The following is a 21,344-nucleotide window of genomic DNA, read 5'->3' on the forward strand; positions in this document are numbered from 1 at the left end:
GTGCAGCAACGACCGGCTCGCCGGCGATCACCTCGGTTGCCCGGACTTCGCCTTCAGGCGCGTCTGCTGTTTCGCCAGCACTTGCCTCAGCCTCGCCTTCACCGTCTTCGCGACGGTTGCGCTTGCCGCCGCGCTTGCCGCGCCGGCGCTTTTTGCCCTGGCCTTCGTCCGAAGCTTCAGCTGTCTCAGACGTTTCGGCAACACCGACAGGGGCATTGTCGTCCGTTTCCGTGTCGCCATCGCTGGCGGCCGAGTCCGGGTCCGAAAACTCACCGGCCGGAGCCGAGACGGAAGCACCGTCCGCAGGGGCGCCATGTTCGCGATCGCGATCCTTGCCGCCGCGCCGGCGCCGACGCTTGCGGCGCTTGCGGTCGCGGCCGTCGCCTTCCTCGCCACCGGCAGCGGGCCGGGGCTGTTGTTGCTGCGGCTGCTGGCGTGGCTGTTCGGCCTGCACCGGCGCCTCGTCATCTTCCTCGACGACGACAATCTCGTCCTCGGGCTCTTCCGGCTCGACATAGGCCGGGAAGCTGCGCGCCTCGACGAAGCCTTCCGGCTTTTCAGCCAGCGCGCCGCGGAAGATCGCATAGTGCTGCGAACCCACCGAATCGTCGGCCTCGACGGTGATCGTCAGCCCGAAGCGGCTTTCGAGTTCGACCAGCGTGCCGCGCTTGTGATTGAGCACGTAGAGTGCGGTCGCCGCCGGCGTCCGCACCGTGATGTGGCTGCGGGAATCCTTGAGCAGGAATTCCTCAATCGCCCGCACCACCATCAGCGCGACCGACGAATCGGAGCGCACATGGCCGGTGCCGCCGCAATGCGGGCAAGGCTTCATTGTCGATTCCAGCACGCTGGCGCGGATGCGCTGGCGGGACATCTCCATCAGGCCGAAATGCGAGATACGGCCGACCTGGATGCGCGCACGATCGTTCTTGAGGTGATCCTTCAACCGCTTCTCGACGGAGCGGTTGTTGCGGTTCTCCTCCATGTCGATGAAGTCGATGACGATCAAGCCGGCGAGATCGCGTAGCCTGAGCTGACGCGCGACTTCCTCGGCCGCTTCCAGATTGGTGTGGAGTGCGGTGTCCTCGATCGAGTGCTCCTTGGTGGAGCGGCCCGAATTCACATCGATGGCAACCAGCGCCTCGGTCTGGTTGATGATGATGTAGCCGCCGCTCTTCAGCGTCACCTGCGGCTGCAGCATGCGGTCGAGCTGTGCCTCGATGCCGTTGCGCACGAAGATCGGCGTCGTGTCGCGGAACGGCTGAACCACCTTGGCGTGGCTCGGCATCAGCATGCGCATGAAGTCCTTGGCCTCGCGATAGCCTTCCTCGCCGGAGACAAGAATCTCGTCGATATCCTTGTTATAGAGGTCGCGCACCGAGCGCTTGATCAGGCTGCCTTCCTCGTAGACCAGGGCAGGGGCCGTGGACTGCAAGGTGAGATTGCGGACATTTTCCCAAAGCCGCATCAGATATTCGTAATCGCGCTTGATCTCGGCCTTGGTGCGGCTCTCGCCGGCGGTGCGCAGGATCACGCCCATGCCCTGCGGCACTTCGAGATCGGCAACGACCTCCTTCAGGCGCTTGCGGTCGACCGCGCTGGTGATCTTGCGCGAAATGCCGCCGCCACGCGCCGTGTTCGGCATCAGCACCGAATAGCGGCCGGCAAGCGACAGATAGGTGGTCAGTGCCGCACCCTTGTTGCCGCGCTCTTCCTTGACGACCTGCACCAAGAGGATCTGCCGGCGCTTGATCACTTCCTGGATCTTGTACTGGCGGCGCACCGGCTTGCGGCGGTTGCGCACTTCTTCCAGCGCGTCCTCGGCGCCGACCGATTCGACCTCGTGATCGTCCGGATGCGAGGACTGCACTTCTTCCAGCATGCCGCGATCATTGTCGCCGGAGGTCGCCTCGCTGCCTTGTCCGGCCTGCGGAACGGCTTCGGAAATCACATCGGCCTCGACCGAGGCGGCGATCGACGTCGGACCGCCTTCGCGGGTTTCGCCTTCGTCCTGCTCGGCGGAATCCTGGCCATGTTCGGACGCATCGGCATGTTCGGACGCATCGGCCGCATGTTCGATGATCTCGGACGTGTGCGAGATCTCCTCGAAACCAGCGTCGGCGCCCTCTTCCGCCTCGTCGGCAGTGTCGCTTGCCTCGCTGGAATCGGCTGCATCGCGCTTGTGCTCACCCCGGTCGCGGGGCTTGCCGCCGCGCCGGCGGCCGCGCCGTCCGCGATCGCGGCTCTGGCGATCATCGCCGTCGCCGTCCTCGTTCTCTTCGTCCTCAGCCTCCTGCGCTTCCGCGCGCAGCAGTGCCTGACGATCGGCGACCGGAATCTGGTAGTAGTCGGGGTGAATTTCACTGAAGGCGAGAAAACCGTGACGGTTGCCGCCATATTCGACAAAGGCTGCCTGAAGGGAGGGCTCTACGCGCGTTACGCGGGCTAGGTAGATGTTTCCTTTGAGCTGCTTCTTGTCCTGGGATTCAAAGTCGAATTCTTCAATACGGTTACCGCGTACGACGACGACGCGTGTTTCCTCCGGGTGGGAGGCGTCTATCAGCATTTTGTTGGGCATTATTTCGTTTCCCCCCGGCAGCCGTCAGCCGCAGCTTGCGAGGCAAAGCCTGCTGCTGCGTGCCTGGGATGTGGGTGCCGGATATTTGATCGTCCGTCGGCCGCCGCTTGAGCGCCATGGCGGTGCCGCCCGCAGCCATAATGGCGCGGTTTGATGCGGACCTTTCCATGATTGCGCTTGAAGCCATCGTCACCAACAGAACCTTTTGAACCAAAGCCCGGATGAACCGGACCAGCTTGTTTGCTCCTACAGAGCCGGCGCGGGAACAAACCCGGCCGTTTTCCTCACGCAGGCGATTCCCCCGCCACGGGAGCACGCCTGCGAAATTCGTCGCGATCACCTGAACCCTTTTCGCCTAAAGCGAAAGGAGCCGCCTTTACGTCTGACCCTGTAGCAAGAAGCTGCGGAGGAGGGCGGTTCCAGGATTGCAGTGATCCACCATCGCTTTTATGATTTGGCGGGGTGGAAGGCAACCCCGATTTCCGATGCCGGCAAAAAGCCGTTCCGTAGCGTAAGCCAGCTTGCCGCCCTTGCATGAAAAGGCTTGGTTAACCTTCTCTGGATACCAATCGTTAATCGAGTTCGCGGCCTAACCGGCATTTCGACGAAACGACCCGGCGCCGGGCGCCAAACCGGGAGCGACTGGAAGAGAGATGGGATTGGCGGACTTCACAGACAAGGGATGTCGTGTCGGCGGCCGGATCCTGGCCGCTTTCTGCCTCTTGCTGCTGCTGGCGGTCTCATCTGCCTTGTCCTCAAAAGCCAATGCCGCCGACGCTCCGCTCGTGGCAAAAGGTTACAAGATGGCTGGCGATGCCACCAAGATGCGCATCGTCATGGACTTCGATCGCGAACCCGATATCAAATGGTTCCTGCTGCGCGGTCCCAACCGCCTTGTCATCGATCTCGCGAATACGAGATTCGCCGTTGATGCCAAGGACTTGAAGGCGCGGGGCCTGGTCAAGGGCGTGCGCCTGGGCGCGCTCGGCGAGGGCGTTTCGCGGCTGATCCTCACCGGCAAGGGACCGTTCGCCGTCGACAAGCTCGACGTGCTCAAGAACGAGGACGGAACCGGCTACCGCATTGCCATCGACATGTCGGCGGCATCCGAGCGCGAGTTCGACGTGGCGCTGGCCAACCAGGCGCTGACCACCGGATCGACCGTTTCGACCGACAAGGGAGGGCGGGTCGGCACCGGACCGGTTTCCAATCCGGGTCATCGGTTCACCGTCGTCATCGATCCCGGCCATGGCGGCATCGACGGCGGTGCCGAGGGCCTGAACGGCACCATCGAGAAGAATGTCACGCTGGCCTTCGCCACGGAGCTGCGCGACAAACTCGCAGCCGTTGGCAATTATGATGTGTTCATGACGCGCGACACAGACGAATTCCTGCGTCTTGATGACCGCGTGCGCATCGCCCGTCAGCATGAGGCCGACCTGCTTATTTCGATCCATGCCGACACGATCAGCGTCAAGGGCATTCGCGGCGCCACCGTCTACACCGTCTCCGACAAGGCTTCGGACCCCGAGGCGCAGGCGCTTGCCGACCGAGAAAACCTCTCCGATCAGTTCGCCGGCATGGAAATCAAGAACGACAACAAGGAAGTCACCGACATCCTGATCGACCTGATCCGCCGCGAAACGCACAATTTCTCGATGAGTTTCGCCCACACGCTGGTTGGCCAGTTGTCGACCAGCGTCGGCCTCATCAACAATCCGCAGCGTTCGGCGGGCTTCAAGGTGCTCAAGGCACCCGACGTGCCGTCGGTGCTGGTCGAACTCGGTTATCTCTCGAACGCCAAGGACGAGGCGCAGTTGCTCAACGCCGACTGGCGCGGCAAGGCGGCCCAGAGTATAACCAACGCCGTCGCGCTGTTCGCGTCGGCCAAGGCCGGACCGGGAACCGGAGGTTGACATGACCGGCGGCGCCTGCAACCAGAGGCGGCGTTGCGCGACGACAACACCCAATGCTTTTTATTTCCGACTCGCGACCGCGAAATCAGGCATTGCCGTATTTTGTCCACATGGCGGCGACAAGGGTTTTCGATTACGGATTGGGACCGGCTCGAAAGCTTGCGCGAAAGGCGGCTTCGTTTAGGAAATTCCCGAACCAAGGACTGGAGCGGGTATGATTCGTCTCATTGGCTATTTTTTCGGCATCGGCACGACGCTGGCCCTTTTGGTCGCGGCGGGCGTTGCGATCTACATCGGCCATTTGTCGAAAGATCTGCCCGACTACGAGGTGCTGGCCAAATACGAGCCGCCGGTGACCACCCGCATCCATGCGTCGGACGGCGCGCTGATGGCCGAATACGCGCGCGAACGGCGCCTGTATTTGCCGATCCAGGCCATACCGGACCGCGTCAAGGCGGCCTTCCTGTCGGCCGAAGACAAGAATTTCTACAATCACCCGGGCATCGATGTGACCGGCCTCGGCCGCGCCATCATCGTCAACCTGCAGAATCTCGGCTCGGGCCGGCGTCAGGTCGGCGCCTCGACGATCACCCAGCAGGTGGCGAAGAACTTCCTGTTGTCCTCGGACCAGACCTACGAGCGCAAGATCAAGGAGATGATCCTCGCCTTCCGCATCGAGCAGGCCTATCCCAAGGATCGCATTCTCGAGCTCTACCTCAACGAGATCTTCTTCGGTTTCGGCGCCTATGGCGTCGCCGGTGCGGCGCTGACCTATTTCGACAAGTCGGTCAACGAACTGTCCGTGGCCGAGGCCGCCTACCTGGCCTCGCTGCCCAAGGGGCCGAACAACTACCACCCTTTCAAGCATGCCGATCGCGCGATCGAGCGCCGCAACTGGGTCATCGACCAGATGGTCGAGAACGGCTACGTCACGCGTGAGGAAGGCAACAAGGCCAAGGCCGAGCCGTTGGGCGTGACGCCGCGCCGCAGTGGCACCTATCTGTTCGCCGGCGAGTACTTCACCGAAGAGGTGCGCCGCCAGATCATCGCCCGCTACGGCGAGAACGCGCTTTACGAAGGCGGCCTCTCCGTCCGCACCACGCTCGATCCGAAGATCCAGCTCATTGCCCGCAAATCGATGCAGAACGGGTTGATGAAATACGACACGCTGCGCGGCTATCGCGGGCCGGTAACATCGATCGACGTGTCGGGCGACTGGGGCGTGCCGCTTGGCGCCGTCAAGGGGCTGGAGGATGTTCCCGAATGGTCGCTCGCCGTCGTGCTCGACAGTTCGGCGACCGGGCTGTCGATCGGCCTGCAGCCCGCACGGCAGGCGTCGGGCGAGATCGTCAAGGAGCGCGTCGAAGGCACCATCAGCAAGGAGGACATGGGTTTTGCCATGCGCCATGTGGTTGCCGGCAAGACCGTCAAGGCCAAGTCGCCGGCGGAGGTGCTGAAGCCGGGCGACGTCATCTTCGTGCAGAAAAACGATGGTGCCGATGGCGCCTACAGCCTGCGCCAGGTGCCCGAAGTGGAAGGCGGCCTGATCGCCATGGACCCGCACACCGGCCGCGTGCTGGCCATGGTCGGCGGCTTCTCCTATGCGCAGTCCGAATTCAACCGTGCCACGCAAGCCATGCGCCAGCCGGGCTCCTCGTTCAAGCCGATCGTCTATTCGGCCGCACTCGACAATGGCTATACGCCGGCCTCGGTGATCATGGACGGGCCGATCACGATCCAGAGCGGCAACACGAGCTGGACGCCCAAGAACTATGACGGCACCGTCGCCGGTCCGGCGACCCTGCGCTCCGGCATCGAGAAGTCGCGCAACTTGATGACGGTGCGGCTTGCCAATGACATGGGCATGAAGCTGGTCGTCGAATATGCCGAGCGCTTCGGTGTCTACGACCATCTGGCACCCTATCTGCCGATGGCGCTGGGTTCAGGCGAAACCACCGTGATGCGCATGGTGTCGGCCTATTCGATCATGGCCAATGGCGGCAAGTCGATCAAACCGTCGCTCATCGACCGCATCCAGGACCGCTACGGCAAGACGGTGTTCAAGCAGGACGAACGTGGCTGCCAGGGCTGCAATGCGCCCGAATGGCAGAACCAGCCGGAGCCGGAACTCGTCGACAATTCCGAGCAGGTGCTCGATCCGATGACGGCCTACCAGATCACCTCGATGATGGAAGGTGTCGTGCAACGCGGCACCGGCGCCACCATCAGTGAACTCGGCCGTCACATCGCCGGCAAGACCGGAACGACCAACGACGAAAAGGACGCCTGGTTCATCGGTTACACGCCCAACCTCGTCGTCGGCCTCTACATGGGCTACGACACGCCGCGCGGACTCGGCCATGGCGCCACCGGTGGTGGCCTCGCGGCCCCGATCTTCAAGGACTTCATGCGGGTGGCGCTGGACGGCACGCCCAATGTCGACTTCAAGGTGCCCGAAGGCATGAACCTTGTCGCCATCAACCGCAAGACCGGCATGCGTGCCGCATCGGGCGATCCGGGCACCATCATCGAAGCCTTCAAGCCGGGTACCGGTCCCGCCGACAGCTATTGGGTCATCGGCATGGGCGCCGACGGCTCCAATGCCACCGGTGGCGCGTTATCACCGCAGGCCAACCAGGCCATCCAGTCCGGCGGCGGCGGCCTCTACTGACGATTTTCATGAGCGGATGGGCTGGCCTTGGCGCCAGCCCATTTTGCTTTACAGCCGGCGGCGGCCTGCCTATGTATCGCGCCGACCGACTTCAGCAAACAGGACAGAACAGCCAACCATGCGCGCGGAAACGCAGAATATTGTCGACGAGATCAGGCAGGCGATAACCCTGCTGAGGAGGCATCTTTGACTGGGATCAGGCCATAAAGCGGCTTGAATACCTCAATGTGCGCGCCGAGGACGCCAGCCTCTGGAACGAGCCGCTGGAAGCGCAGAAGCTGATGCGCGAGCGCCAGGGCCTCGAAGAGGGCATCGCCTCGGTGAAAGGCCTGACGCAGGCGCTGGAAGACAATATCGGCCTGATCGAGCTCGGCGAGGAAGAGCGCGATGAGGGCGTGATCGCCGAGGCGGAAGCCGCGATCCGCTCGATGCAAGGCGAAGCGAAGGCCCGCCAGGTCGAGACGCTGCTGTCGGGTGAAGCAGATTCCAACGACACCTATCTCGAAATCCATGCCGGTGCCGGCGGCACCGAAAGCCAGGACTGGGCCTCGATGCTGCTGCGCATGTACACGCGCTGGGCCGAGCGTCGTCGCTTCAAGGTCGAAGTGCTGGAAATGCATGACGGCGAAGAGGCCGGCATCAAGTCGGCCACGTTGATGATCAAAGGCCACAATGCCTATGGCTGGATGAAGACGGAATCGGGCGTTCATCGCCTGGTGCGTATTTCGCCCTATGACAGCAATGCGCGCCGGCATACGTCCTTCGCCAGCGTCTGGGTCTATCCGGTCATCGACGACACGATCGAGATCGACGTCTCCGAATCCGATGTCCGCATCGATACTTATCGCTCGTCCGGCTCGGGCGGCCAGCACGTCAACACCACCGATTCGGCCGTGCGCATCACGCATCTGGCCACCGGCATTGCGGTTGCCTGCCAGGCCGAACGTTCGCAGCACAAGAACAAGGCCAAGGCCTGGGAGATGCTGCGCTCGCGCCTTTACGAGGAAGAGCTGAAGAAGCGCGAGGCGGTTGCAAACGCCACCGAAGCGTCGAAGAGCGATATAGGCTGGGGTCACCAGATACGGTCCTATGTGCTGCAGCCCTACCAGCTGGTGAAGGATCTCCGCACCGGCGTCGAGAGCACCAGCCCGTCGAGCGTGCTCGATGGCGACCTCGACGATTTCATGGAAGCCTCGTTGTCGCAGCGCATCGAAGGCGGTGCGGGCGAAGCCGTAGCAGACCTGGATTAGGATATGTCCATATTCAGGTGAGGCTAGCCTGACCTCAATCTGAACATACCCCTGCGCACCACAGCGACGGAGGAGAGGATTGGCGAGCAAGCTCACCGGAAAGTGCTTTTGCGGCGCGGTTCACTACGAGGTCGCCGACGAATTCCTCTATGCCGCGAATTGCCATTGTTCGGACTGCCGGCGCACCACCGGATCAGCCTTCAAGCCTTTCGCCGGTATCGAGCGTGAAAAGCTTGTCCTCACCGAAGGCGGGGACAAGCTCCTGATCTTTGGCGACGAAAGCGGCCATAACGCGCATTGCGGCCGGTGCGGCTCCTTGCTTTATTCGCTGGTGCGCGACGGCGCCTACGTCCATGTCGCCATGGGAACGCTCGTCGACGACCCGTCCATCCGCCCGACCGAGCACATCTTCGTCGGTTCGAAGGCGGGCTGGTTCACCATCACCGATGACCTGCCGCAGCATCAAGAGCACGTGATTGCCGGCTCTGACCAGCAATAGGCTGGAACCACAGCGGGCCAATTCCGTTTATTCGACGCCCGTTTGCCGGGAATTGACCTTGGCCTCATCTCGTCGGCGGTAGCGGATACCTGACGTTTATAGAACGACGTCGGGAATGCATCTTCTTGCGCCGACCAAGGAATCAGCCCAGCATCCAAACGCTGGGAGAGAAAAAGCATTTATGGCCGGACGCGGCATATCTGCGACCCGACGATCCGGCCACTGGGAAGATACGTTCCGGGAACGGGCAAGCGAAACGCTTGAGCTCGTTTGAAAGGAACGCGTCATGTCTGCTGCCACACTCAGATCGGCCAATGCCGTTCAACCGGCTGGCCGACTTTTGTTTTCCCTGTTCGCGATCGGCGCGATGGCAATGCTGACGGCACCCGCCTTCGCGCATGACGCCACACCCACGGCGGCAAAGCCACAGGGCTGGAGTTATCCCTTCGCATGCTGCGCCAACTATGATTGTCGCACGACCCATACAGGCGAAGTGCTGGAGAAACCCGAGGGCTATGTCATCGCCGGAACGGGTGAGATCGTTCCAATGACCGACAAGCGTGTCAAGGACAGCCCGGACGGCGAGTTCCATTGGTGTGCGCACCAAGCGGGCCTCGACGCCGGCAAGACAATCTGCCTGTTCGTGCCGCCGCGCTCTTATTGACGACAGGACGGCGGTCGGACGTCCGCGGTCGCGTGTGACCGGGGCCGCAGGCCGGGTTTGCGCGGTTCGGGTGATGCCTGCTGACAGACAGTTGTCAGGAGAACCTCTTTATGCTGCCTTTGCCGCACAGGGCGGCGGGCGACAGGAGGAGTTCGTTGATGACCATCAAGGCAAGCTGTCATTGCAAGGCGACGACATTCGAGGTTTCGCAGGCACCGCAGACGGTGACGCAATGCACCTGTTCTTTCTGCTCGAAACGCGGCTCGCTCTGGGCCTACTACGTGCCTTCGCAATTCAAGCTCACCAGCCCGATGGAGAGCGTCTCTTTCTACCGCTGGGGATCGAAAACCGTAAAGCACGGTTTTTGCGCCACCTGCGGCTGCGGCACCTTTACCGAAACGCCGGACTGGTCGACCGGCGAGCCGGATTTCGACAATCCCAAGATCAGCGTCAACGCGCGACTGTTCGACGATTTCGATCTCGACAATGTCGAAGTGGTGGTCATAGACGGCAAGAATCTCTGGTAGCCTGATCCCAACGATTGCGGCCCGGCGATGCGGCGCTATTACCGTGTATCGGTCCCTCGGGAAAAGCCGTCAGCGGCGCTTTCGCCGTTCCGCTTTTCGCCGCAATTCGTGGTACAAGTCGCGGGAAGGGCTGATTTGGCGCCACCGCAAGGCGTGACTTGGAGAGGGACCATCCTATGAAAAAGACTGTGCTCGTCGTCGTGGCGACGGCTGTGCTCGTGAGCGCCTGCACCACCACCGATCCGTATACGGGCGACCAGAAGATTTCCAATACGGCGGCCGGCGCCGGCCTTGGTGCCTTGGCGGGTGCCAGCCTTGGCCTGCTTGCCGGCGGCAACGACCGCCGCAACGCATTGATCGGCGCCGGCATCGGCGCGCTGGCCGGCGGCGCCATCGGCGCCACCATGGACCAGAACGAGGCCGAACTGCGCCGGCAACTCGAGGGCACCGGCGTCAGCGTCACCCGCAGCGGCGACCAGATCATCCTCAACATGCCGTCCGACATCACCTTCAACTCGGACCAGGATGCGGTGAAGCCCGGCTTCTACCAAGTCCTGAACTCTGTCGCGCTTGTGCTGAAGAAGTTCAAGCAGACCACAGTCGACGTGTTCGGCCACACCGATTCGACCGGTGGCGACCAGCACAATTTCGATCTGTCGCAGCGTCGTGCTTTGGCGGTGGCGAACTATCTGTCCGGTCAGGGCGTGGATCAGCGGCGCTTCGCAGTCACCGGCTTCGGCAAGACGCGCCCGGTCGCGTCCAATGCCACGGCCGAAGGTCGCGCCCAAAACCGCCGCGTCGAGATCCAGCTTTCGCCGCTCACCTGATTTGTACGGCAAACCAATGCGAAACGGCTCCCATGGGGGCCGTTTTTGTTTGAGCGGATATTGGTGTTATTCAATTAGTTATTGCTAAAATACATCTTTCCCGCAGCTATGGAAAGGAATAGCATCATCGCTGTTCCTGAGGGGATGAGGCGGTGTCACTGGCCGCGCAATCAGCATTTTTCCGCCTCGGTCTTGCACGGCCAGATCAGAAATCTGGGAGGAATGCATGACAAGAACAGCCAGCCTTGGGCGCTGCGGCGTCCTCGTTTTGACAGGTTTGGTAGGCGCGTGGCTGAACGTTGCTTCGGCTCGGGCCGAGGACGCCAACAAGGCCGACATCGAAGCCTTGAAGAAGTCGCTCGCCAAATATGAGGATTACACCGCTGCCGTCCGCGACCTCTATCTGTCGACGGTCGGCTGCGTCCACTACAGCGGAGAAAAGATACCGGGCGCGATGGACTACCCGAAGGGCGCCATGGGCATCCACTTCGTCAATGTCCTGAGTGTCGGCCAGAAGCTCGATCCGATGAGGCCGAACGTGCTGATCTACGAGCCGACCAAGAAAGGCCTGAAGTTGGTCGGAGTGGAATGGCTGGTGCCGCTGACGCCGGACACCAAGGAGCCGCCCAAGCTGTTTGGCCAAACCTTCATGGGACCTATGGAGGGGCACTACCCTCTCATCCCGAAGGAGTTCGTCCACTACGACCTTCATGCCTGGCTCGGGGACAATCCGAACGGCATGTTCAGCCCGACGAACCCGAACGTGAAATGCAACAAGGCCGAGTTTCCGATGCTGGAAAAACCGACCAAGATGATGCCTGGGCCGATGTAACGGACGAGCCAGGCTGGAAGCTTTGCCAAGAAGGCAAGCCCGATGGCTCGCTTGCTTTCGAAGCTGTCGGGATCAGACCTTGGCGACGATCCGCATGAAGGCCGGCATGTCGTCGCCGAAGCCAACGGTGGAATCATTGTCTTCCTGGTGGCGTTGGCGGGCAGGGCGGCTGTTGTCGCGCTGCGGCCGGGTGTCGCCGCGTTCGGGTGCGCGCTGTTCATTGCGATCGGATGATTTGCGCTCGGTGTTTTCCGAACGGATCGCTTCTTTGCGCGAACGCCGTTCGCCGATGTCGGCGGCTGCGGCCTCGGCCACCGGCTGATCCTCGCGCACTGTTTCCGGTGCGGCATCTTCGCTGCGCTTGGCGTGGCGTTCGCGCGGTTTGCGCTCGCCGCTCTTTTCCCTGCCGCGGTCGTCGTCCTTGCGGCCGGCACGGCGCGGCGCGCCCTTGCCACGGCGCGGAGCATCGTCCTCGCCTTCGCTGGCAACCACCGTCGACAAGTCGCCGTCATGCCACTCGATCTTGTTGCCGATCAGACGTTCGATGGCATCGATGTATTTGGTGTCAGATTTGGTCGCGATGGTGAAGGATTTTCCGGAGCGTCCGGCGCGTCCGGTGCGGCCGATACGGTGGACATAGTCCTCGGCGTGGATCGGCACGTCATAGTTGAAGACATGGCTGACATCGGGGATGTCGAGGCCGCGCGCGGCAACGTCGGAAGCGACGAGGTAGCGCAGCTTGCCGTCGCGGAAATTGGCCAGCATCTGCATGCGCGCGCGCTGGTCCATGTCGCCATGCAGCGCACCGGCGTCGAAATCATGCTTCAGCAGCGAGCGGAACAGCTCCGACACTTCGACCTTGCGGTTGCAGAAGATGATGGCGTTCTTCAGTTCTGCGTCTTCGGCCTTGATCAAATTGCGCAGCGTCTCGCGCTTGTCCCATGGCTTGGAGCCTGATTTGACCAGCCGTTGGGTGATGTTGGTCGCTGCGGACGCGGCCTTCGAGACCTCGACTCGTATCGGCGCATGCAGGAACTTTTCGGTGAGCTTGGTGATTTCGGGCGGCATCGTCGCCGAAAAGAACAGCGTCTGCCTGGTGAACGGGATCATTTCGCAGATGCGCTCGATGTCGGGAATGAAGCCCATGTCGAGCATGCGGTCCGCTTCGTCGATGACGAGGATCTCGACGCCGTTGAGCAACAGCTTGCCGCGCTCGCGGTGATCGAGCAGACGGCCGGGTGTCGCGATCAGCACGTCGGCGCCACGCTCCAGCTTCTTGTCCTGTTCGTCGAACGACACGCCGCCGATCAGAAGCGCGATGTTGAGCTTGTGGTTCTTGCCGTATTTGACGAAGTTTTCCTCGACCTGAGCGGCGAGCTCGCGCGTGGGCTCCAGAATGAGCGTGCGCGGCATGCGAGCGCGGGCGCGGCCCTTTTCCAGCCTTGTGAGCATCGGCAACACGAAGGAGGCCGTCTTGCCGGTGCCGGTCTGGGCAATGCCCAGCACGTCCTTGCCCAGCAGGGCATGCGGAATGGCGCCCGCCTGGATCGGCGTCGGCTCGGTGTAGCCGGCGTCGGTGACTGCGGAAAGGACCTTCGGCGACAGGCCGAGGTCTGAAAAGGTCAACGCTTCTGGAGCGGTCGTGGTGTCTGAGGACAAGTGTTGTTGTCTTTGGCTGGTTCGGGGAGGCGCAACGGCGTCTGTCGCGGCAAGCGCCACGCGCCTGCAAGATTGGTATTGCAATTAGGAGCAAGCCCTCGATTTGTCAACAGAAACGGGCAGCAATGGCACGATTGTGAAGTTGTAACCTTAATCGGGATGCTTAATCGACCTGTCGGTCGCAGCGTCGGCTCAATAGCGGAACTGTTCGGCGAGAATACGCTCGTTCCAGGAATGATTGGGATCGAACAGCAACGTTGCTGTCGCCGTTGGTGATTCTCGCACCGTCACCGAGGTCACGGCCTTGACCTCGGTATGGTCGGCGGCGGCGTTTACCGGCCGCTTTTCCGGCTCGCGGATGTCGAAGCGGACGGTCGCCTTGTTGGAGAGCAGCGCGCCGCGCCAGCGGCGCGGGCGAAACGGGCTGACCGGGGTCAGCGCCAGCAGCGGCGCGTCGAGCGGCAGGATCGGTCCATGCGCCGAAAGATTGTAGGCGGTGGACCCGGCCGGGGTTGCGATCATGACGCCGTCGCAGTTCAGTTCCTCAAGCCGGACCTGTTCGTCGACGGTGATGCGGATCTTGGCCGTCTGGTACGACTGGCGCCACAGCGCCACCTCGTTGATCGCCAGTGCTGAAATCGTTTCGCCTTCCGAGGTCACGGCCAGCATCTCCAGCGGGCGGATCGTTTCGGCGACGGCGGCCTCGAGACGCTCTGTGAGGCCACCGGAGCGATACTCGTTCATTAGGAAGCCGATGGTGCCACGGTTCATGCCGTAGACCTTCTTGCCGGTCCCCATCGTGTCGCGCAGGGTCTGCAGCAGGAAGCCGTCACCCCCAAGCGCAACGACGATCCCGGCCTCCTCGACGGAAGACTGGCCATAGCGCGCCGACAGGCTTTCCAGCGCCGTCTTGGCGTCAGCGGTGTCGGACGAGACGAAGGCGATGCGGCTGGCGGCTTTGCTCATGGCTCCCCGATGACGACCGATTGGCAGCGGCCCGTTGCTGGGCCGCGCCAGCGCCGGGGTAGCATGGGCGGGGTACGTCTGCAAAGGGAGGTGCCATCCCGGATGGCAACGCCATCCCGGATGGTACGGCCATGCCGGTCGGCGGATGCGGGCATGCCGTTCGCGTATCATGTCAAAGGCTACGCGAATGTGATGGTTAAGACGGGCCTTAAAGTCTCGTAAAGCCGGATCGGTCATGTTAGCCGGCAGTGGATGGGTGGCGTGGGGGCTAGCCAGTCGAGGCCGACATATTGCCGGTAACACGCCTGATCATCGTCTTCCTGATGCTGGGAAGCTTCGCGCTGCTCTTTGCCGAACTGGTGCGCCAGTCCGAAGAGACGAGCTTCCGGCCGCAGCCCACGGCGTCGCGCTGTGGTGATGCAGCCGGGGCGCCATGCCCGCAAAGGGCGCTGTAGCCCTGAAATGTCCTGATCATCCTCGCGATGACGGGCAGCATCGGCGGTCGCTTCGATGCGCGACATCGCGCGGCAGTTTCTCTGCTTAACAGCAGAGGCCGGTCGGCCGCCGCACGTTCCACTTGTGAAGGCTTGCTGTTTGCACTCGCGGCGCTTGGCGGTGTAGATGGGTGCATCGATTGGCGGAAAGGCTTTTGGGTAGCTCGCATCCGCTGTTGTTGGGAAACAAGCCCTGGGCTCGTTGACTGGCCGATGTCTGGAGCGGGGGTTTTCCATGTCACGCAGCGTGTTGATCTCTGGCGGCTGCGGTTTCCTGGGCTCGCATCTGGTCGACCGTCTGTTGCGGCGAAGCGATGTGGAAAAGCTGGTCGTCGTCGACAATCTTTGGACCGGGACGCGAGACAACATCGCGCATGTCGCCGATCCGCGTTTCGATCTGCAGATTGCCGACGCCGAAAGCTTTTCATCCCTTCAGCGCTTCGATGAGATCATCCATCTCGCGTCGCCGGCGTCGCCGCTTTGGTACATGCGCGAGCCGCTACGCACGATCAAGGCCAATATCGGCGGCGCGCTCAATCTCCTGACGCTGCTCAAGCCCGGCGGTCGCTTCTGCTTCGCCTCGACCTCGGAAGTCTACGGCGACCCCCTGGTTTCACCGCAACCCGAGAGTTACAGGGGATCGGTGGACTGCACCGGTCCCAGGGCTTCCTATGATGAAAGCAAGCGCTGCACAGAGGCATTGCTGTTCGAGCAGCAGCGGGTCGGCGGGCTCGACATTCGCGTCGTCAGGATATTCAACACATATGGGCCACGAACCCGCATCGACGACGGACGCGCCGTCTCGAATTTTGCCATCCAGGCACTGACAACCGGGGTTCTGACGGTTTATGGCGACGGCTCCCAATCGCGCAGTTGGGGTTATGTCGACGACACCGTCGAGGGGCTGGAACGTTACTTCTGGCGCGACGGCGTCTCGCATCGCGGTCCTCTGAACATTGGCAACGACCACGAGGTTTCGGTCCTGCGCATCGCGGAATTCGTAAGATCGCTTGTCCCCGGCAGCCGCATCGAGCACCACCCTCCAGCTCCCCAGGATCCGACAAATCGGTGTCCGGACCTGACTTTGGCGAGGCATGTCCTTCCTGGCTGGGAAGCGAGGACGAGCTATCAGGAAGGCATCGGGCGCACCTTCGATTGGTTCCGCCAGCGAATTGCGGCCGCGAGCATTTCGGCCTCCACGGCCTGACGCGTCCGGTATCGCGGCTAAACCTCTTTCTGCCTGCTCACTCAGTCACCATCTCATCGGGCGCATCGTCAATCGCCGAGCAACGGCCGTACCCGCGGAAAGATATTGACTGTATGTTTAGTCATAGTTACTCCTGAGGTCGCGAATTGAGTTGGACAGCCGGCGCCAGCCGGTGAATGGCCACATGAAGAGGGAAATATCTCGACCACGATGCGGCTTGCCGTTGCCGGCGCGCCGCATGCCGCAACTGCGATGTCGACGGCCGGGCTCGAGCCGGTCGGCATTGCCGCGGCCATCTTTTCGTCAGCAGGAAACGGACCTGGGGCCGTAGTGCCGCCGGTCCCAACAATGGGAGCATGCAGCATGAACTGGAAACTGACCGCGACGGCCATCGGCCTGTCGCTGCTGACTGTCACGGGCGTGGCCCGTGCCGACGGCGAGCTCAACATCTACAATTGGGGCAACTACACCAGCCCCGACCTGATCAAGAAGTTCGAGGAGACCTACAAGGTCAAGGTCACCGTCACCGACTATGACTCCAACGATGCCGCCTTGGCCAAGGTCCGGCAGGGCGCCTCCGGCTATGACATCGTCGTGCCTTCGGCGAGCGTCGTGCCGGTCTGGATCAGCGAAGGTCTGCTCTTGGAGACCGATCCCAACAAGATGGAAAACTTCAAGAACGTCGATCCCAGGTGGGTCGATGTTCCATTCGATCCAGGCCGTAAATACACCGTTCCATGGCAGTGGGGCACGACCGGCATTTCGGTGAACAAGTCGGTCTATGCCGGCGATCCGAACACATCGGCGATCTTCCTCGACCCACCTCCCGAACTCGTCGGCAAGATCAATGTCGTACCCGAAATGGGTGACATCATGTTCCTCGCCATCGCTTACGAGGGTGGCAAATATTGCAGCAGCGACATGCAGATGCTGAAGAAGGTGCATGACAAGCTGGTGGAGGCGAAGGCGAAATGGCTTTCGCTCGATTATGCGGCCGTCGATGGCCTGGGCAGGGGCGACATCGCCGCGGGCGTCAACTGGAACGGCATATCGCTGCGCGAGCGGCTTGAGAACGACAAGATCGTCTATGGCTATCCCAAGGAAGGCTATCCGATCTGGATGGACAATGTCGCTGTCCTCAAGGACGCCAAGAATGTCGACAACGCCAAGCTGTTCCAGAACTTCATCATGGATCCGCAGAATGCGGCGCTGATCTCAGCCTTTGCGCGTTATTCGAACGGCATCAAGGGCTCGGAAGCCTTCATGCCCGACGACATGAAGACCGCACCGGAAGTCAACATCCCCGCCGAGTTCGCCGCCAAGGGCCAGTTCATGCTGGCCTGCCCGCCCGACGTGCAGGCGCTCTACACGAAGATCTGGACCGACCTGCAGAAATGACCTGACCCGGCTTTCCCGCGCCGCCGCACGCGGCGCGGTCATCTCCCGTCCATGCCAAACGCGATGCGCAGATCGCAGGAGACTTCCCATGACCGATCTCGACCTTTGCTACATGCCGGCCAGCGAGGCGCTGCGGCTGTTCAAGGCGAAGAAGCTTTCGCCCGTCGAACTGATGCAGGCCACTATCCGCCGCGCCGAGGCAACCAAGGCGACGATCAACTGCCTCACCTTCACGCATTTCGACGAGGCGATGGACCTGGCCAGGAAAGCCGAGGCGAAATACGCCAGCGGTGCCAAGACCGGGGCGCTCGAGGGCCTGCCGATCGGCATCAAGGACGAGAGCTACATCAAGGGCAAGCCGACCTCGCACGGCTCGCTGCTGTCCGGGGATGCTATCGGTGGCCATACCTCGACGATGAACGAGCGCATCATCAAGGCCGGAGGCATTGTCCATGCCCGCACGGCGACGCCTGAATTCAGCTGCGCCGGCTACACCTGGTCGAAACGCTGGGGCGTGACGCGCAATCCGTGGAACCCGGATTTCACGCCCGGTGGTTCGTCGGGAGGCTCCGCGGCGACGCTGGCATCCGGCACGTCGTCGATCGCCACCGGTTCGGACATTGCGGGATCGATCCGGATTCCCGCGTCGGCCTGCGGTCTTGTCGGCTTCAAGCCGCCTTACGGGCGCAATCCGGACGAGCCGCCATTCAACCTCGACTTCTACTGCCACACCGGACCGCTGGCGCGAAACGTCGGGGATGCGATCCTGCTGCAGAATGTGATGGCCGGACCAAGCCCGCTCGACATCGCCACGCTGCGCCCGAAACTGCGCCTGCCGCTCGATTACAAGCCGATCAAGGGCTGGAAGATTGCTTTCTCGATGGACCTTGGTTCTTTCGAAGTCGACCCGGACGTGCGCAAGAACACGCTTGCCGCCTGCGATGTGTTCCGTTCGCTCGGCGCCACGGTCGAGGAAGTCGATCTGGGCTGGGGCGACGAAGTGCTCAGGGCGGGCATGGCCTATCTCGAGCATCTGTTCGGCGCATCGCTGTCGCAGCTGCTCAAGAAGCACGGCAAGGACATGACGAGCTATGCCAGGCAGTTCGCCGAGGACGGGCAAAAGTCGAAGGCGACGGACTTTGTCGGAACACTCGACGTGGCGGCCAGGATGTACCAGACGCTGGGGCCGCTGCTGGAGACCTACGATGTGCTGATCTGCCCGACCAACGCGCTTCCCTCCGTGCCGGCGGAGTTCGATCAGACCACGGGTACGGTCGAGATCAACGGTAAGCAGGTGAACCCGTCGTTGGGATGGGTGATGACGACGCCGTTCAACATGATGAGCCGTTGTCCGGTTCTGTCCATCCCTTCGGGTCGGGCGGCAAGCGGCGTGCCGACAGGCATCCAGATCGTCGGCCGCACCTATTGCGATGCCGATGTTTTCCGAGCGGCCATGGCCTATGAGACGGCCAACGGGCAGTGGTACACAAACGCCGAAACGCGTCCGTCGCTATAACAGGGCGATGCGGCTCTTGCCGCGGTTGGAGAGCCGACGCCGGACACCTCGAATAGACGAATCTGTGGTGGCGCCGGTGATCGCGCCAGAAGGTCCGAAAGGAGCTGGACGAAGATGGCGCAACAAAAGGCTGCGGCGGCAAAACGCAAAGGCGCAACGGCGAAGAATGGGCGTGCGGCAAACGATGCCGCGCCGCCCAAGGACCGTCGGCGCGAGCGCGGCGAAGCCAGCGTGCAGCGGATCATCGACGCCACCATCGAACTCATCGCGGAGGAGGGGCTGGCAAGCGTCACCATGCAGCGCATCGCCGAACATGTCGGCTCGTCCAATGCCCTGGTCGTCTTCCATTTCCGCAGCAAGGAGAACCTGTTTCGCGCCGTCCTGCAGTATCTCAGCGATCGATACGATGAGCTGTGGGTGACGTTGGTGCGGGCGCCCGGCCTGTCGCCGGTTGAGCGGGCTCTGGGCGCGGTCGATTGCGCGCAACGTTTCGCCCGCCAGCATCCGAAATGGGTTTCAGTTTTTGTCGTGTTTTCCAGCGACCGCAAGAGCATGCAGATCTACAACGAAATCGGCCTGCCGAGCGACCTTGCCTACACCGCCGAGGCGCGCGAGCTGCTGATCGAGATTTCGCGCAGTGGCGGTTATACCGGCGTCGACATCGACACGCTGTCGGAGAGCCTGAATTATCTGGTTCATGGCGCCTGGTACTGGGATCATCTCAATCCGTCCAGCCGTGACACCAACGTGCTGCGCAAGACCATGCTGCTCCTGCTGCATCAGGCGTTCCCGCGGCATTTCGAACTGATGCGCTAACTGCTTCAGGGCTGCCGCAGATGGCAGCCGGCCTGCCGCTTCTGCGCCAGATACTCGTCGACAAGCTGGCGGTAGCGCACCTTGCCGAAGCTGGGAAAATGGCCGCCATGCACGACCGAGACATCGAGGTCGCGCAGGCGCATCAGCGTCGCCATGTAGTCGGGAATGTCTGAGTGGTAGACATCGTCGATCAGCGGGCCGTCATAGATGATGTCGCCAGATAACAGGATGCCCGTCCTGTTTTCGTAGAGCGCGATGCCGCCGGGCGAATGGCCGGGCGTGTGGATCACCTCGAAGGCACGGTCGCCGAGATCGACGACATCGCCCTGGTCGAGCAAACGGCCGGCGGGCGCAGGCAAAATGCCGTAGCGCGCCGTGTCCCAGCCTTGCGGCATGCAATCGAACATCTCGTCGGTCGCATAGGTGCCGGCTGCCGTCCATTCATTGCGCGGATCGGCGAGGATGCCGGCCTCGGCGGCGTGCACGCATCGCTCGGGAAATTCGTGGTGGCAACCGATATGGTCGAAATGCGTGTGGCTGGCGACGCAAATCAGCTTGCGCTCGCTCACCAGCGGCACGTGACGCCGGAGGCTGAAATGGCCGAGGCCGGTGTCGAAGAGGAGATCGCGATCGCGACCGCGCACATGCCACATATTGCAGCGGAAGAACGGTTTTATCCACGGCTCGTGGATCAAGGTCACGCCATCGCTCATGCGGATGGTGTCGTACCAGTCGGGTGCCTCGATGAGCGGAAGTGTTGCCATGTTCAATCCGTCAGAAAAGCTCAGTCCGTCAGCAGAATAATCTGGTCGGTATTGCAGGAAATCGCGACCGTGTCGTCCGGCTGGACGGCCGCCGTCGCGGGCAATTTGGCGATGAAGTGAAGCGAGGGGTCCTCGATGGAAACCGCAAGCACGCGCTTGAAGCTGCCCTGGAAGACGACATCGCTCACCTCAGCCGTGCCGAGCCTGACACCGCCGCTGGCCTCGCCGAGGACAAGATGCTCCGGCCGTATGGCCAGCGCAACGGCGGAGCCCACCGGCAGCGCGCCGGGCAGCGAGACCGGCCCGACGGGCGTGGCGACGGTGCTTGTCCTCTCCTTCGCCTCTGTGACTGTGCCGGCAAGGATCGAGCTTTCGCCCATGAAGGTGGCGGAAAAGCGCGTCGCCGGCCTGTGATAGACGCGCTCGGGCGGGCCTTCGTCCTCGATGCGCCCGTCATTCATCACCACACAATGGTTGGCCAGCGCCATCGCTTCTTCCTGGTCGTGGGTGACGTGGATGAAGGCGGTGCCGACGCGCTTCTGGATCGCTTTCAACTCGTCCTGCATCTGCCTGCGTAATTTGAGATCGAGCGCGCCGAGCGGCTCGTCGAGCAGAAGCACCGCCGGCTCGATCACCAGCGCCCGCGCCAGCGCCACGCGCTGCCGCTGGCCGCCGGAGAGCTGGTGCGGCTTCTTGTCGAAGGCGACAGCCAATCCGACCAGCGCCAACGCCTCACGCGCCTTTGCAGCGCGCGTCGTAC

Annotated in this window: 18 protein-coding genes; 13 read left to right on the forward strand and 5 right to left on the reverse strand. The window is 62.3% G+C overall.

Annotation, left to right across the window (positions count from 1 at the left end):
- The coding region (locus EOB59_RS27585; RefSeq protein WP_164895766.1) for a ribonuclease E/G at positions 1–2,578 on the reverse strand (2,578 nt) is incomplete at its 3' end.
- Positions 2,579–3,231: 653 nt separating this feature from the next.
- Here EOB59_RS27585 and EOB59_RS27590 point away from each other — a divergent pair.
- The 8 genes from EOB59_RS27590 (at position 3,232) to EOB59_RS27625 (ending at position 11,764) form a co-directional block, all read left to right on the forward strand.
- Entirely contained in the window at positions 3,232–4,494 is a 1,263-nt protein-coding gene (locus EOB59_RS27590) for an N-acetylmuramoyl-L-alanine amidase (protein ID WP_127395904.1), read from the forward strand.
- 214 nt (positions 4,495–4,708) lie between these two features.
- Complete coding sequence (locus EOB59_RS27595) at positions 4,709–7,165, forward strand: penicillin-binding protein 1A (RefSeq protein WP_127395903.1); 2,457 nt, start codon at positions 4,709–4,711, stop codon at positions 7,163–7,165.
- A gap of 118 nt (positions 7,166–7,283) precedes the next feature.
- Positions 7,284–8,415, forward strand: a protein-coding gene (gene prfB, locus EOB59_RS27600) for a peptide chain release factor 2 (protein ID WP_127272597.1) whose coding sequence is annotated in 2 segments (ribosomal slippage) — positions 7,284–7,349 and positions 7,351–8,415 — 1,131 coding nt in all. Because the reading frame shifts where the segments join, the coding sequence is not laid out codon by codon here.
- Positions 8,416–8,494: 79 nt separating this feature from the next.
- On the forward strand, positions 8,495–8,914 hold the full coding sequence (locus tag EOB59_RS27605; protein WP_128289683.1) for a GFA family protein: 420 nt from the start codon (positions 8,495–8,497) through the stop codon (positions 8,912–8,914).
- Between the two features lie 286 nt (positions 8,915–9,200).
- Entirely contained in the window at positions 9,201–9,578 is a 378-nt protein-coding gene (locus tag EOB59_RS27610) for a hypothetical protein (protein ID WP_023812122.1), read from the forward strand.
- Positions 9,579–9,736: 158 nt separating this feature from the next.
- Positions 9,737–10,105 carry a GFA family protein gene (locus EOB59_RS27615; protein ID WP_128289684.1) on the forward strand — a complete coding sequence of 123 codons (369 nt, stop codon included), beginning with the start codon at positions 9,737–9,739 and terminating at the stop codon, positions 10,103–10,105.
- A 176-nt stretch (positions 10,106–10,281) separates the two neighbouring features.
- Positions 10,282–10,932, forward strand: a complete 651-nt coding sequence (locus tag EOB59_RS27620) for an OmpA family protein (RefSeq protein ID WP_013531371.1) — start codon at positions 10,282–10,284, stop codon at positions 10,930–10,932.
- A 226-nt stretch (positions 10,933–11,158) separates the two neighbouring features.
- Positions 11,159–11,764: a hypothetical protein gene (locus EOB59_RS27625; protein WP_128289685.1), complete on the forward strand. Its 606-nt coding sequence runs from the start codon at positions 11,159–11,161 to the stop codon at positions 11,762–11,764.
- Positions 11,765–11,836: 72 nt separating this feature from the next.
- Here EOB59_RS27625 and EOB59_RS27630 read toward each other — a convergent pair whose 3' ends face one another.
- Positions 11,837–13,423, reverse strand: coding sequence for a DEAD/DEAH box helicase (locus tag EOB59_RS27630; RefSeq protein ID WP_164895767.1), 1,587 nt, complete (start codon positions 13,421–13,423; stop codon positions 11,837–11,839).
- 192 nt (positions 13,424–13,615) lie between these two features.
- The gene (locus EOB59_RS27635; protein ID WP_023812117.1) at positions 13,616–14,389 is read right to left on the reverse strand and encodes an NAD kinase; all 774 of its coding nucleotides are present in this window, start codon (positions 14,387–14,389) and stop codon (positions 13,616–13,618) included.
- A 290-nt stretch (positions 14,390–14,679) separates the two neighbouring features.
- On the opposite strand from EOB59_RS27635, the gene EOB59_RS35375 reads away from it, so the two are divergent.
- The 5 genes from EOB59_RS35375 to EOB59_RS27655 all read left to right on the forward strand — a co-directional run bounded on the left by EOB59_RS35375 (position 14,680) and on the right by EOB59_RS27655 (position 19,820).
- The gene (locus tag EOB59_RS35375; RefSeq protein WP_164748845.1) at positions 14,680–14,844 is read left to right on the forward strand and encodes a hypothetical protein; all 165 of its coding nucleotides are present in this window, start codon (positions 14,680–14,682) and stop codon (positions 14,842–14,844) included.
- Positions 14,845–15,118: 274 nt separating this feature from the next.
- Positions 15,119–16,090, forward strand: a complete 972-nt coding sequence (locus tag EOB59_RS27640; RefSeq protein WP_128289686.1) for an NAD-dependent epimerase/dehydratase family protein — start codon at positions 15,119–15,121, stop codon at positions 16,088–16,090.
- 363 nt (positions 16,091–16,453) lie between these two features.
- Positions 16,454–17,488, forward strand: coding sequence for an extracellular solute-binding protein (locus EOB59_RS27645; protein ID WP_128289687.1), 1,035 nt, complete (start codon positions 16,454–16,456; stop codon positions 17,486–17,488).
- A gap of 88 nt (positions 17,489–17,576) precedes the next feature.
- A complete protein-coding gene (locus EOB59_RS27650; RefSeq protein WP_128289688.1) occupies positions 17,577–19,004 on the forward strand; it encodes an amidase in 1,428 nt (475 codons plus the stop codon).
- Between the two features lie 114 nt (positions 19,005–19,118).
- A complete protein-coding gene (locus tag EOB59_RS27655; protein WP_013531378.1) occupies positions 19,119–19,820 on the forward strand; it encodes a TetR/AcrR family transcriptional regulator in 702 nt (233 codons plus the stop codon).
- A 5-nt stretch (positions 19,821–19,825) separates the two neighbouring features.
- Here the strand turns inward: EOB59_RS27655 and EOB59_RS27660 are convergent, their stop codons facing one another.
- Both EOB59_RS27660 and EOB59_RS27665 read right to left on the reverse strand, forming a co-directional pair.
- Positions 19,826–20,584: an MBL fold metallo-hydrolase gene (locus tag EOB59_RS27660; protein ID WP_128289689.1), complete on the reverse strand. Its 759-nt coding sequence runs from the start codon at positions 20,582–20,584 to the stop codon at positions 19,826–19,828.
- 20 nt (positions 20,585–20,604) lie between these two features.
- A partial coding sequence (locus tag EOB59_RS27665) for an ABC transporter ATP-binding protein (RefSeq protein WP_164895768.1) occupies positions 20,605–21,344 on the reverse strand: 740 nt, incomplete at its 5' end.

Source organism: Mesorhizobium sp. M7A.F.Ca.MR.176.00.0.0 (assembly GCF_004023165.1).
Classification (GTDB): Bacteria; Pseudomonadota; Alphaproteobacteria; order Rhizobiales; family Rhizobiaceae; genus Mesorhizobium.

Bases quoted from the DNA above. Each gene is read 5' to 3' on its own strand.
- EOB59_RS27635 (WP_023812117.1), bottom strand. From the start codon at position 14,389: ATGAGCAAAGCCGCCAGCCGCATCGCCTTCGTCTCGTCCGACACCGCT.
- EOB59_RS27620 (WP_013531371.1), top strand. From the start codon at position 10,282: ATGAAAAAGACTGTGCTCGTCGTCGTGGCGACGGCTGTGCTCGTGAGC.
- EOB59_RS27650 (WP_128289688.1), top strand. From the start codon at position 17,577: ATGACCGATCTCGACCTTTGCTACATGCCGGCCAGCGAGGCGCTGCGG.
- EOB59_RS27640 (WP_128289686.1), top strand. From the start codon at position 15,119: ATGTCACGCAGCGTGTTGATCTCTGGCGGCTGCGGTTTCCTGGGCTCG.
- EOB59_RS27595 (WP_127395903.1), top strand. From the start codon at position 4,709: ATGATTCGTCTCATTGGCTATTTTTTCGGCATCGGCACGACGCTGGCC.
- EOB59_RS27615 (WP_128289684.1), top strand. From the start codon at position 9,737: ATGACCATCAAGGCAAGCTGTCATTGCAAGGCGACGACATTCGAGGTT.
- EOB59_RS27660 (WP_128289689.1), bottom strand. From the start codon at position 20,584: ATGGCAACACTTCCGCTCATCGAGGCACCCGACTGGTACGACACCATC.
- EOB59_RS27645 (WP_128289687.1), top strand. From the start codon at position 16,454: ATGAACTGGAAACTGACCGCGACGGCCATCGGCCTGTCGCTGCTGACT.
- EOB59_RS27655 (WP_013531378.1), top strand. From the start codon at position 19,119: ATGGCGCAACAAAAGGCTGCGGCGGCAAAACGCAAAGGCGCAACGGCG.
- EOB59_RS27610 (WP_023812122.1), top strand. From the start codon at position 9,201: ATGTCTGCTGCCACACTCAGATCGGCCAATGCCGTTCAACCGGCTGGC.
- EOB59_RS27625 (WP_128289685.1), top strand. From the start codon at position 11,159: ATGACAAGAACAGCCAGCCTTGGGCGCTGCGGCGTCCTCGTTTTGACA.
- EOB59_RS27590 (WP_127395904.1), top strand. From the start codon at position 3,232: ATGGGATTGGCGGACTTCACAGACAAGGGATGTCGTGTCGGCGGCCGG.